General features: G+C 70.8%; 11 protein-coding genes. 5 read left to right on the forward strand and 6 right to left on the reverse strand.

The window, feature by feature from the left end; all coding sequences use genetic code 11:
* Positions 1–88 precede the first annotated feature (88 nt).
* From BZL64_RS09220 to BZL64_RS09235, 4 genes are all read right to left on the reverse strand, one after another.
* The gene (locus tag BZL64_RS09220) at positions 89–841 is read right to left on the reverse strand and encodes a nucleotidyltransferase domain-containing protein (RefSeq protein ID WP_086767936.1); all 753 of its coding nucleotides are present in this window, start codon (positions 839–841) and stop codon (positions 89–91) included.
* 44 nt (positions 842–885) lie between these two features.
* Entirely contained in the window at positions 886–1,992 is a 1,107-nt protein-coding gene (locus tag BZL64_RS09225; protein ID WP_086767938.1) for an amidohydrolase family protein, read from the reverse strand.
* 74 nt (positions 1,993–2,066) lie between these two features.
* Positions 2,067–2,423 (reverse strand): hypothetical protein, encoded by a 357-nt coding sequence (locus tag BZL64_RS09230; protein ID WP_086767940.1) that lies wholly within the window; start codon positions 2,421–2,423, stop codon positions 2,067–2,069.
* Between the two features lie 25 nt (positions 2,424–2,448).
* Positions 2,449–3,402 carry a heme o synthase gene (locus tag BZL64_RS09235; protein WP_086767988.1) on the reverse strand — a complete coding sequence of 318 codons (954 nt, stop codon included), beginning with the start codon at positions 3,400–3,402 and terminating at the stop codon, positions 2,449–2,451.
* 398 nt (positions 3,403–3,800) lie between these two features.
* On the opposite strand from BZL64_RS09235, the gene tkt reads away from it, so the two are divergent.
* From tkt to pgl, 5 genes are read left to right on the forward strand one after another with little or no spacing between them, the layout of a single operon-like run.
* On the forward strand, positions 3,801–5,888 hold the full coding sequence (tkt, locus tag BZL64_RS09245; protein ID WP_086767942.1) for a transketolase: 2,088 nt from the start codon (positions 3,801–3,803) through the stop codon (positions 5,886–5,888).
* A gap of 33 nt (positions 5,889–5,921) precedes the next feature.
* A complete protein-coding gene (tal, locus tag BZL64_RS09250; RefSeq protein ID WP_086767944.1) occupies positions 5,922–7,040 on the forward strand; it encodes a transaldolase in 1,119 nt (372 codons plus the stop codon).
* Between the two features lie 4 nt (positions 7,041–7,044).
* Positions 7,045–8,568, forward strand: coding sequence for a glucose-6-phosphate dehydrogenase (gene zwf / locus BZL64_RS09255; RefSeq protein WP_086767946.1), 1,524 nt, complete (start codon positions 7,045–7,047; stop codon positions 8,566–8,568).
* Positions 8,565–9,671 (forward strand): glucose-6-phosphate dehydrogenase assembly protein OpcA, encoded by a 1,107-nt coding sequence (gene opcA, locus BZL64_RS09260; protein ID WP_086767948.1) that lies wholly within the window; start codon positions 8,565–8,567, stop codon positions 9,669–9,671. The genes zwf and opcA overlap by 4 nt, the downstream gene beginning before the upstream one ends.
* The gene (gene pgl, locus BZL64_RS09265; protein ID WP_086767950.1) at positions 9,668–10,450 is read left to right on the forward strand and encodes a 6-phosphogluconolactonase; all 783 of its coding nucleotides are present in this window, start codon (positions 9,668–9,670) and stop codon (positions 10,448–10,450) included. The genes opcA and pgl overlap by 4 nt, the downstream gene beginning before the upstream one ends.
* Positions 10,451–10,522: 72 nt before the next feature.
* On the opposite strand, the gene BZL64_RS09270 is transcribed toward pgl, so the two are convergent.
* Together BZL64_RS09270 and BZL64_RS09275 are read right to left on the reverse strand one after the other, a co-directional pair.
* Positions 10,523–11,362, reverse strand: coding sequence for a carbohydrate ABC transporter permease (locus BZL64_RS09270; RefSeq protein ID WP_086767952.1), 840 nt, complete (start codon positions 11,360–11,362; stop codon positions 10,523–10,525).
* Positions 11,359–12,723: a carbohydrate ABC transporter permease gene (locus BZL64_RS09275; protein ID WP_086767954.1), complete on the reverse strand. Its 1,365-nt coding sequence runs from the start codon at positions 12,721–12,723 to the stop codon at positions 11,359–11,361. The genes BZL64_RS09270 and BZL64_RS09275 overlap by 4 nt, the downstream gene beginning before the upstream one ends.
* Between the last annotated feature and the right edge of the window lie 6 nt (positions 12,724–12,729).

The raw sequence follows: 12,729 nt of genomic DNA on the forward strand, positions 1-12,729 counted from the left end.
GTGCTGCTGGCCCTGCGCGAGCGCCCGGAACCGACCGTCGGCCTGCCGGGCCCCGCGACGGAGGCGACGGTCGGCTCTCGCGCCTGACTCAGCCGTGGGCCGCCACCAGGCCGTCGATCGCGGGGCCCAGCCAGCCGCGCGCCGACTCGGCCCGGTGGGCCCGCCACTCCTCCTCGGACGCGGCGGGACGGACGGGAGCGGGCTCGCCGTAGCGACGCCGTCTGATGTCCTCGACGATCTCGGCGGGCGCCCCGAGACCGGGCAGCTCCGCCAGCGCCTCGCGCTTGGAGATCAGCCGGCCCTGCCGCAGCGTGACGCCGGCCCGCGCGAAGGTCACCAGCCCCGCGTCCACCCAGACGTCCCGTGTCCACAGGCGCGCCTTGTCCACGGCGGGCCGCCAGAAGTCCCGCTGGTCGGACACGACGAACTCCCTCAGCTCACGGTCGGACACCTCCGGCAGCAGCCCGGCCGGCGCACGGCCGTGCAGGACACGTCCGAAGGCGTGCAGTTCGCGGCGGGTGACGGGCGTGACCGGGCGGCGCATCAGCTCCTGGTGGGCCCAGGTCAGGTGCGGGCAGGCGGGGTCCGCGGCGGTGGCCGGGGTCAGGTAGCTGCAGTGCAGTCGGGCCGCGAGCGGGTCGGCGCGCAGTCTCTGGTGCAGGACGGCCACCCGCCACATCGTGCCCGGCCGCAGGGGCCCCGGCAGCACCGCGATCAGATCCAGATCGCTGCGGCCCTCCTGGTAGTCACCGCCGGCGAGCGAGCCGTGGGCCCAGACGGCGACGGGATCGAGCGGCGCCAGCGCGCCGAGGAAGCGGTCGAGCAGGATGTCGGTCTGCATCCGCCCAGTCTGGTACGGCGCCCCGCGGCCCGTGGGCCGAACGCTCACCCCAGTCCGTACACCCGCCGCGCGTTGCCCGCCGCGACCATTCCCGCCACCCGCTGGGCGTCCGTCAGCGACCAGGCGTCCTGTGCGACCCAGCCGCCCAGCACCCGTGCCAGGGCCTCGCGGAACAGGCGGGCGCCGACCACGTGCAGTTCGGGCAGGCCGCGTGCGCCGCTGGAGAACAGGATCTTGCCGAAGGGGGCCAGCTCCAGGATCTCCGCGAGGACCGTCGCCGCGCGGGCGCCGGTGCGCACCAGGGCGGCCCCGGAGTCGGCGTAGACGTGCGGGAAGACGCCCGCGAGGTGGGCGGCGTGCCGGTGGTAGGGGTAGCCGTGCAGCAGGACCAGGTCGGTGCCGAGGCCGGCCGTCGCGCGGACGAAGTCGGTCAGCAGGACGGGGTCGGTGCGGTCGATGCGCAGGCCCGGTTCGCCGAGGCCGGCGTGGAGTTGCAGGGGCCGGCCGGAGGCCACGGCGATCCACAGCAGGTGTCGCAGCAGCACCGGATCGCTGAGTTCCCCGCCGACCCGGCGCCCGGCGAGCCAGCGGCCCGCGGCGCCCCGCACCTCGCCCGGTCCGGGCGGTTCGGGCGCGAGGGCGAGGCCGTGGCGCACGCCGGCCACGGAGGTGAAGGCCACGGCGGTCGCCGCGGCGCCGTGCACCGCCTCGGCGAGGTTGGCGAGGAAGGACTCGACGGTGCCGGAGGTGTCGGCGACCTGCTCGGCGAGGAGTTCCAGCCGCACGATCTCGCGGGCCTCGGCGTCGCCCGCGGAGGCGAGTTCGTCGGGGCCGGTGAGGTCGCCGGGCAGGCCGGTGTCGACGAGGTAGGTGGTGATCCCGCTGCCGCGCAGCAGCCGGCGGCCCGACTCCAGTACGCCGAGTTCACGGCGCCGGGCGAGATAGCGGGCGGGCGGGCAGTGCGGTTCCAGGCCGAGCAGCGGGGGGCACCAGCGGCGTACCGCGAAGCCGGTCTGGGTGTCGAACAGTGTGGTGCCGGGCGCGGGCGGGCCCTCGGTGCGGGCCAGCTGGGCCTCGAAGGTGCCGAGGCCCAGTTCTGTTCTCAGGACTCCGTGGCAGTACTGGTCCACCAGGGACGGTGTTTCGATCATCCGGGACTCCCGCGGCTGGACCGTGTGTGTACTCCTCACACGTCCTAACGGGTGGACCCGGCGTCAGGTGTTGCTCAGGTGTTGCGCGGTCCGCCGACCTGGATCCCGGCCATCCGGCTCCACTCGTACGGCCCAGTCCTGACCTTGGCGGCGAACTCGCCGTCGAAGTCCTCGTGGACGGTGATCCCGGACTTCTCCACCGCCTTGGCGGCGATCTCCATGTCGGGCGCCACGAGGTCGCCCCAGCCGCCGTCCTCACCGACGAGGACGATCCGGGCGCCGCGCTCGCCGAGGTGGGCGATCTGGCCCTCGGCCCCGCCGTGTTCCTTGGAGAACGCGCTGATCCGCTTGGCGAGGCGGGCAGCCGTGCGCTCGGCCTTGGCGGCCTGCTTGGCGTCTGCGGTCTCGTCAGCCTGCTTGGTGTCTGCCATGGCCAGGATGCTACCGACGGGTAGATCAAACGGCGACGGCCACGAACAGCAGCGACACGTAGGTGATGGACCAGTGGAACAGCCGCATCTCCTTCAGCTTCCCGCCCTCGGTCTCCGCCTTCGCGCGGTTCTGCAGAGAGTGCGCCTCCCACAGCCACCAGCCGCCGGCCGCGAGGGCGACCGTGGTGTAGAACCAGCCGGTGTAGCCCAGCGGGGTCAGCAGCAGGGAGACGGCGACCATCACCCAGCTGTAGATGACGATCTGCCGGGCGACGACCTTGTTGGAGGCGATGACCGGCAGCATCGGCACGCCCACACGCGCGTAGTCCTCGCGCACCTTCATGGACAGCGGCCAGTAGTGCGGCGGGGTCCAGAAGAACATGACGAGGAAGAGGACGACCGGCGCCCAGGAGAGGGAGTCGGTGACCGCGGACCAGCCGATGAGGACCGGCATGCAGCCGGCGATGCCGCCCCAGACGATGTTCTGCGAGGTGCGCCGCTTGAGGATCATCGTGTAGACGACGACGTAGAAGAGGAGCGCGCCGAGGGCGAGCCAGGCGGACAGCCAGTTGACGGTCAGGCCGAACAGGAGCGTCGAGCCGATCGCGAGGCTGATGCCGAAGGCGAGGCACTCGCGGGGGCTGACCATTCCGGTGACCAGCGGGCGCTGCGAGGTGCGGTCCATCAGGGCGTCGATGTCGCGGTCGATGTACATGTTCAGCGCGTTGGCGCCGCCCGCGGAGAGGTAGCCGCCCAGGCAGGTGAGCAGCACGAGGCCGAGGTCCGGCACTCCTTGCTGGGCCAGGAACATCACCGGAACGGTGGTGATGAGCAGCAGCTCGATGATCCGCGGCTTGGTCAGCGCCACGAACGCCATGACGCGGGCCCCCACCGGCCGCCGGCTCGGGCTCTGTTTCGTCCCGATTAGCCCCGCTGGACGGGATTCAACGGCCGTCACGCACACCCCTGACAGAGACATCCCAGCGAGCCTCACCCGTGTGAAGTCCGGGTAAAGGCTCGCGCGTACCACGCCACTGTAGACGTTGCCCATACCCCGCTCTTCGCGGGGGTGGGGTCGTGTTGGCAGGGGTGCCTCAACAGCTGTTTCGCGCCTCGGGCGGGGGTGCGCTCATCTCTCGCACTGAGGCTCGATTGAGCAGTCAGATGAGCGGCTCCGTATTCATGTGCCGAATGGGACTTCGGCCAGTCGGGAGGCGGATCCCCGAATGGCCCGGCAGTCTGGAATGACTCGAAAAAACGCACGTCCTCACGGGGGTAGGCTCGACAGCGGCCGGTGGTTATCCAGTCACCGGCAGCCGGTGGGCGCGCGCCCGAAGCAACCGGTATTCGACATGTGGAGAGGAGCCCTGACCCAGGGTGAGCACCAAGCCGACCACCACAGACCTCGAGTGGACCGAGTTGGACCAGCGGGCCGTTGACACCGCACGCGTCCTGGCCGCCGACGCCGTACAGAAGGTCGGTAACGGCCATCCCGGTACGGCGATGAGCCTGGCGCCTGCCGCGTACACCCTCTTCCAGAAGGTGATGCGCCACGACCCCGCCGACGCCGACTGGGTCGGCCGCGACCGCTTCGTGCTGTCCGCGGGCCACTCGTCCCTGACTCTCTACACCCAGCTGTACCTGGCCGGCTTCGGCCTGGAGCTGGACGATCTGAAGTCCTTCAGGACGTGGGGCTCGAAGACCCCCGGTCACCCGGAGTACGGGCACACCGTGGGCGTCGAGACCACCACCGGTCCGCTGGGCCAGGGTGTGGCCAACGCGGTGGGCATGGCGATGGCCGCCCGCTACGAGCGCGGTCTGTTCGACCCGGAGACCCCGCAGGGCGAGTCCCCCTTCGACCACTTCGTCTACTGCGTCGCCGGTGACGGCTGCCTCCAGGAGGGCATCTCCGCCGAGGCGTCCTCGCTGGCCGGTCACCAGAAGCTCGGCAACCTGGTGCTGCTGTGGGACGACAACCACATCTCCATCGAGGGCGACACCGAGACGGCCGTCTCCGAGGACACCGTGAAGCGGTACGAGGCGTACGGCTGGCACGTGCAGCGCGTCGCCCCGAAGCCGGACGGCGACCTCGACCCGCACGCCCTGTACGACGCGATCGAGGCGGCGAAGCAGGTCACCGACCGGCCGTCGTTCATCGCGATGCGCTCGATCATCGCCTGGCCCGCCCCGAACGCGCAGAACACCGAGGCCGCGCACGGCTCGGCGCTCGGTGACGACGAGGTGGCGGCCACCAAGCGCGTCCTGGGCTTCGACCCGGAGCAGTCCTTCGAGGTCTCCGACGAGGTCATCGGCCACACCCGGCAGGCCCTGGAGCGCGGTGCGCAGGCGAAGGCGGAGTGGGAGAAGTCCTACCAGCTGTGGCGGGACAACAACCCGCAGCGCGCGGCCGAGTTCGACCGCGTCGCCGCGGCCGAGCTGCCGGCCGGCTGGGAGGAGAAGATCCCGGTCTTCGAGACCGGCAAGGGTGTCGCCACCCGTGCCGCCTCCGGCAAGGTGCTCCAGGCGCTCGGCGCGGTCATCCCCGAGCTGTGGGGCGGCTCCGCCGACCTGGCCGGTTCGAACAACACGACGATCGACAAGACCTCGTCGTTCCTCCCGGCGGACAACCCGCTGCCGGAGGCGAGCCCGTACGGCCGCACGATCCACTTCGGCATCCGCGAGCACTCGATGGCCGCCGAGATGAACGGCATCGCGCTGCACGGAAACACCCGCGTCTACGGCGGCACGTTCCTCGTGTTCTCCGACTACATGCGCAACGCGGTGCGCCTGTCGGCCCTGATGCACCTGCCGGTGACGTACGTGTGGACGCACGACTCCATCGGTCTCGGTGAGGACGGCCCGACGCACCAGCCGGTCGAGCACCTGGCCGCCCTGCGCGCGATCCCCGGCCTGAACGTGGTCCGCCCGGCGGACGCCAACGAGACGGCGATCGCCTGGCGCGAGATCCTCAAGCGCTACACCAAGGTCTTCGGCAAGGGCGCCCCGCACGGTCTGATCCTCACCCGCCAGGGCGTGCCGACCTACGAGTCGAACGAGGAAGCGGCCAAGGGCGGTTACGTCCTGTTCGAGGCCTCCTCCGGGACGCCCGAGGTGATCCTCCTGGCGACCGGTTCCGAGGTGCATGTGGCCGTCGAGGCGCGCGAGCAGCTGGAAGCCGACGGGGTGCCAACGCGGGTCGTGTCCATGCCGTCCGTGGAGTGGTTCGAGGAGCAGGACCAGGGGTACCGGGACAGCGTGCTGCCGCCCTCCGTGAAGGCCCGTGTCGCCGTCGAGGCGGGCATCGGTCTCACCTGGCACAAGTACGTCGGGGACGCCGGCCGCATCGTTTCCCTGGAGCACTTCGGTGCTTCGGCCGACGGCAAGGTCCTCTTCCGCGAGTTCGGCTTCACTGCCGAGAACGTGGCCGACAAGGCCCGGGAATCCCTCACCGCCGCCCAGCGCTGACGCCCGTATACGACACGTAGGAGATGTAATTCCATGACAGACGCACTCAAGCGCCTCTCCGAGGAGGGCGTCGCGATCTGGCTGGACGACCTGTCGCGCAAGCGCATCACGTCCGGCAACCTCGCCGAGCTGATCGAACAGCAGCACGTCGTGGGCGTCACCACCAACCCGTCGATCTTCCAGAAGGCGATCTCGCAGGGCGACGGTTACGACCAGCAGGTCTCCGACCTCGCCGCCCGCAAGGTCACCGTCGAAGAGGCCATCCGCATGATCACGACGGCGGACGTCCGGGACGCCGCCGACATCCTGCGCCCGGTCTTCGACGCCACCGGCGGCCAGGACGGCCGGGTGTCGATCGAGGTCGACCCGCGGCTGGCGCACCACACCAAGGCGACGGTCGCCGAGGCCAAGCAGCTGGCCTGGCTCGTCGACCGCCCCAACACGCTGATCAAGATCCCGGCCACCAAGGCGGGCCTGCCGGCCATCACCGAGGTCATCGGCAACGGAATCAGCGTCAACGTCACGCTGATCTTCTCGCTGGAGCGCTACCGCGAGGTCATGGAGGCCTACCTGGCGGGTCTGGAGAAGGCGCAGGCCAAGGGCCTGGACCTGTCCCTGATCCACTCGGTGGCGTCCTTCTTCGTGTCCCGCGTGGACACCGAGATCGACAAGCGGCTCGACGCGCTCGGCACCGACGAGGCCAAGGCCGCCCGCGGCAAGGCCGGCGTCGCCAACGCCCGGCTCGCCTACCAGGCGTACGAAGAGGTCTTCGCGGGTGCCCGCTGGGACGCGCTGGAGAAGGCGGGCGCGAACAAGCAGCGTGCGCTGTGGGCCTCCACCGGCGTGAAGGACCCGGCGTACCGGGACACGATGTACGTCGTCGACCTGGTCGCGCCGAACACCGTGAACACCATGCCCGAGGCGACCCTGTTCGCCACCGAGGACCACGGCGAGGTCACCGGCAACACGGTGGCCGGCACCTACGAGCAGGCCCGTGCCGAACTCGACGCGGTCGAGAAGCTCGGGATCTCGTACGACGACGTGGTGCAGCTCCTGGAAGACGAGGGCGTCGAGAAGTTCGAGGCGTCCTGGAACGACCTGCTCAAGTCGACCGAGGCGGAGCTCCAGCGCCTCGCCCCTTCGGAGGGCTGAGAATTTGTCGAGCAGCAATCCGCTGCGTGACCCCGCAGACCGACGGCTCCCGCGTATCGCGGGGCCGTCCGGTCTGGTCATCTTCGGTGTCACGGGCGATTTGTCACGTAAAAAGCTGATGCCCGCGGTGTACGACCTCGCCAACCGGGGTCTGCTGCCGCCGGGCTTCTCGCTGGTCGGGTTCGCCCGCCGCGAATGGGCCAACGAGGACTTCGCCCAGGAGGTCCATGACGCGGTGAAGGAACACGCCCGCACCCCCTTCCGCGAGGAGGTCTGGCAGCAGCTCATCCAGGGCATGCGCTTCGTGCAGGGCACCTTCGACGACGACGACGCCTTCGAGCGGCTGCGCTCGACGATCGAGGAACTCGACAAGGCACAGGGCACGGGCGGCAACTTCGCCTTCTATCTGTCGGTGCCCCCGGGCGCCTTCCCGGTGGTCATCCAGCAGCTCAAGAAGCACAACCTGGCGGACCAGCGGGGCGGCTCCTGGCGGCGCGCGGTCATCGAGAAGCCGTTCGGCCACGACCTGAAGTCGGCCGAGGAGCTGAACGCGACGGTCGAGGAGGTCTTCGCCCCGGACCAGGTCTTCCGCATCGACCACTACCTGGGCAAGGAGACCGTCCAGAACATCCTGGCGCTGCGTTTCGCCAACACGATGTTCGAGCCGATCTGGAACCGGTCCTTCGTGGACCATGTCCAGATCACGATGGCCGAGGACATCGGCATCGGCGGCCGGGCCGGGTACTACGACGGCATCGGCGCGGCCCGTGACGTCATCCAGAACCACCTGCTCCAGCTGATGGCGCTGACCGCGATGGAGGAGCCCGCCTCCTTCGACGCGGACGCGCTCGCCGCGGAGAAGACCAAGGTGCTCGGTGCCGTCAGGCTGCCGAAGGACCTGGGCGACGCCACCGTACGCGGTCAGTACGCGGCCGGCTGGCAGGGCGGCGCGAAGGCGGTCGGCTACCTCCAGGAGGAGGGCATCGACCCCAAGTCGAAGACCGACACCTACGCGGCCATCAAGCTGGAGGTGGACAACCGCCGCTGGGCGGGCGTCCCCTTCTATCTGCGCACCGGCAAGCGGCTGGGCCGCCGGGTCACCGAGATCGCGGTCGTCTTCCAGCGGGCCCCGCACTCCCCCTTCGACCACACGGCGACGGAGGAGCTGGGCAAGAACGCGATCGTCATCCGGGTCCAGCCCGACGAGGGCGTCACGGTCCGCTTCGGCTCCAAGGTGCCGGGCACCTCGATGGAGATCCGGGACGTGTCGATGGACTTCGCCTACGGCGAGTCCTTCACGGAGTCCAGCCCCGAGGCGTACGAGCGGCTGATCCTGGACGTGCTGCTCGGCGACTCGAACCTCTTCCCGCGCACCGAGGAGGTCGAGCTGTCCTGGAAGATCCTCGACCCGATCGAGCAGTACTGGGACGAGAACGGCAAGCCGGCCCAGTACCAGGCCGGTACCTGGGGACCCGTCGAGGCGGACGAGATGCTCGAACGAGACGGACGGAGCTGGCGCCGGCCATGAAGATAGACCTCACCGACACCACGGCCAGCAAGATCAACAAGGGGCTGGTGCAGGGGCGGCGGGCCATCGGCACGCCGGCCGTGGGCATGGTCCTCACGCTGGTCATCGTCACGGACGAGGAGAACGCGTACGACGCGCTCAAGGCCGCGGGCGACGCGTCGCGCGAGCACCCCTCGCGCACGCTCGTGGTCATCAAGCGCGTCTCCCGCTCCCCGCGCGACCGCACCAAGTCCCGGCTGGACGCCGAGGTGCGGGTGGGCGCGGAGGCGGGCACCGGCGAGACGGTCGTCCTGCGGCTGTACGGCGAGGTGGCCGAGCACGCCCAGTCGGTCGTGCTGCCGCTGCTGCTGCCGGACGCGCCCGTCGTCGTCTGGTGGCCGGTGAACGCGCCGCTCGACCCGGCCGCCGACCCGCTCGGCGCGCTGGCCCAGCGCCGCGTCACCGACACCTACGCCGCCGAGCAGCCGGTACGGGATCTGACGGCCCGCTCCCGGACCTACACCCCCGGCGACACCGACCTGTCGTGGACCCGCATCACGCCCTGGCGTTCGATGCTGGCCGCGGCTCTCGACCAGGTCACCTGCAAGGTCGAGTCGGTGGAGGTGGAGGGCGAGGAGTTCAACCCGAGCTGCGAGCTGCTCGCGATGTGGCTCGGCGACCGGCTGGACGTGCCCGTGCAGCGCTCGCTGTCCGGCGGACCGGGGCTCACCGCGGTCCGGCTGTCCACGGACTGCGGCCCGATCGTGCTGGACCGGGCCGACGGCTCGCTGGCCACGCTGTCCATCGACGGGCAGCCCGACCGTGCGGTGGCGCTCCAGCGCCGGGACACGGCCGAGCTGATCGCGGAGGAGCTGCGGCGGCTGGACCCGGACGACACGTACGCGTCGGCGCTGCGGTTCGGGGTGGAGCGGTTGAACACCTCGGACGGCAGGAGCGGCACGGGTTCTGCGCCGGAGGCTCCGGCCGACGCTCCGGAAGCCGTGGCCAAAGGAGCCGCCAAAGGAGAACCGGTCGCGGTTCCCACTCCCGTCGAAGCGGCTGTCAAAGTACCCGCGAAGGAATCGACGGCGCAGGTCCCGGTGAAGAAGGCGGCCGCGAAGTGAGTACGCCCCAGCTGGTCGTGCACCGCGACAAGGACCTGATGGCCCAGGCCGCCGCGGCCCGTCTGATCACGAAGATCGTGGACGCGCAGGCCTCCCGCGGTCATGCGTCCGTGGTCCTCACGGGCGGCCGCAACGGCAACGGTCTGCTGGCCGCGCTGGCGGCGGCGCCCGCCCGCGACGCGGTGGACTGGGGCCGGCTCGACCTGTGGTGGGGCGACGAGCGGTTCCTGCCCGAGGGCGATCCGGACCGCAATGTCACGCAGGCCCGCGAGGCCCTGCTGGACTCCGTTCCCCTGGATCCGAAGCGCGTGCACGCCATGCCCGCGTCGGACGGCCCCTACGGCTCCGACGTGGAGGCGGCCGCGGCCGGCTACGCGGAGGAACTGGCCCGCGCGGCCGGTCCCGAGAACCACGGCTCCGTGCCCACCTTCGACGTCCTGATGCTGGGCGTCGGTCCGGACACCCACGTGGCCTCGCTCTTCCCCGAGCTGCCGGCCGTACGGGAGACCGAGCGCACGGTGGTCGGCGTGCGCGGCGCGCCCAAGCCGCCGCCCACCCGCACCACCCTCACGCTGGTGGCGATCCGCTCGGCACGCGAGGTGTGGCTGCTGGCGGCCGGCGAGGACAAGGCGCAGGCGGCGGCCATTGCGCTGTCGGGCGCGGGCGAGATCCAGGCCCCGGCGGCGGGTGCCCGGGGCCGGTCCCGGACCCTGTGGCTGCTGGACTCGGCGGCGGCGTCGCAGCTGCCGCGTTCGCTGTATCCGCCGGCTTCGCCCTGACCACGGGCGCTGTCACCGGCTGAGGGCGGCGGGATGTCCGTGGACACCCCGCCGCCCTCACCCGTGGGCCGCTCACTTCACCGAGCCGGCCATCACTCCCTGCACGAAGTGCCGCTGGAAGGCGAAGAACACGGCGACCGGCACCACCAGGGACAGGAAGGCCCCCGGCGCCAGTACGTCGATGTTGCTGCCGAACTGCCGTATCTGCGACTGGAGTTGCACGGTCAGCGGCTGCGAGGAGCCGTCGGCGAAGAGCAGGGCGACCAGCATGTCGTTCCACACCCACAGGAACTGGAAGATGGCGAGGCTGGCGAGCGCCGGCCGGCCCACCGGGAGGACCAGGCGGGTGAAGATCCGCCATTCGCTGCCGCCGTCCATCCGCGCCGCCTCCAGCATCTCCTTCGGTATCTCGACGAAGTAGTTGCGCAGCAGGAACACCGCGAACGGCAGCCCGTACGCCACGTGGAAGAGGACGACGCCGGGGATCGTGCCGAACAGGCCCAGCTGCCCGAAGAGTTTGGCGACCGGCAGCAGGCCAATCTGCACCGGCACCACCAACAGCGCGACCACGCCCAGGAAGACGGCCTCGCGTCCGGGGAAGTCGAGCCAGGCGAAGGCGTATCCGGCGAGCGCCGCGAGGACCACGACCAGGACGGTCGTCGGGACCGAGATCAGCACGGTGTTCCAGAACGCCTCGGTCATCCCGGCGTTCTTCAGCAGTTCCGCGTAGTTGTCGAAGGAGAGTTCGCCGGGACTGGCGAACACCGTCCACCAGCCACCCTCGGCGGTGTCCTCGGCCGACCGCAGCGAGGACAGGAACAGTCCGGCCAGCGGGGTGACCCAGACCAGGCCGATCACCACGAGGACGGCCTGCACGAGGCCGTTGCCGAGGCCGCGCCGTACCGCGTTCATCGCTGGCTCCTTCGGAAACGGCGGACGTTGAAGACCATCGCCGGGACGACGAGCAGGAGGAGCAGCACGCCGAGGGCGCTGCCGAGCCCCTGGTTGTTGCCGCCGCCGAACGACACCAGCCACATCTGCGTGGCGAGGACGGTGGCGTCCTCCTGCACGGGTCCGGGCGCGATGATGTAGACGAGGTCGAAGACCTTCATCACGTTGATCACCAGGGTCACGAAGACGACGGTGAGGACGGGGGCCAGCAGCGGGACGGTGATCCGCCGGAAGATCTGCCACTCGTTCGCGCCGTCCATCCGGGCCGCCTCCAGGGCGTCGCGCGGCAGCGTCGACAGCCCGGCGCCGATCAGGACCATGGAGAAGCCGGTCCAGATCCACAGGTACGCCCCGATGATCGCCGGCGTGACGAGGGCCGGGCCGAGCCAGGAGATCCCGTCGTAGGGCGGTGCGAAGTTGGACGCCGGGAGGCGCAGGGCGTAGGAGCCCGCGTCGAGTCCGGTGAAGCGGAAGGAGCCGTCGGAGGCCGTGGTGGTGGTCGCGGCCGTCCGTCCGTCGCGTACCGCTTCGACCTGCATCCGCGGCAGTCCGCTCTCCCGCGGGTCGACCTCGCCCGGTGTCCCTCCGCCGCCGGGCGTGAAGTCGAGGTAGACCACGCCGCGCAGTTCGTCCGGCGCGGCCGTGCGGCCGGCGGCCCCGTGGGCGGGTTCGGTGCCGGTGGGCAGGTCCTTGGGCGGGACGCCGACCAGCGGCAGGGTCACCGAGTCGCCCGGGGACACGCTCGCACCGGTCCGGTACGAGCCGTCCGCCGCCCGGGTGAGTCCCTGGCCGTCACGTGCCCGTGCCGTCGGGTACGCGGAGGTGTCCTTGAAGACGTCGTGGACGGAGACTGCGGCGGCGTTCAGGACGCCCTTGTCGGGGTCCTCGTCGTAGGCGAGCCGGAAGATGATGCCGGCGGCCAGGAAGGACACCGCCATCGGCATGAACAGCAGCAGCTTGAAGGCGGTGGCCCAGCGCACCTTCTCCACCAGCACGGCGAGGATCAGCCCGAGGCCGGTGAGCAGGGCGGGCGCGACGACGACCCAGATCGCCGTGTTGCGTACGGCCTTGACGGTGGCCGGGTCGCGGAACATCTCGGTGTAGTTCTCGCCGCCGACGAAGCGGGTGCCGGAGGCGTCGAAGAAGCTGCGCCCGATCGAGAACAGCACCGGGTAGACGACGAGGGCGCCCAGCAGGAGCAGTGCGGGGAGGGCGAACAGCAGGGCGACGATCCGTCCCCGCCGGCGCAGGCGCCGGGCGCGGTCGGCGAGGCCGGTCGGCGGTGGTGGAGGAGCCGTCTCCTCGACAAGGGTCGCGGTCATCGCCGG

This window comes from Streptomyces bobili (assembly GCF_002154575.1).
In the GTDB taxonomy this organism is placed as follows: domain Bacteria; phylum Actinomycetota; class Actinomycetes; order Streptomycetales; family Streptomycetaceae; genus Streptomyces; species Streptomyces bobili.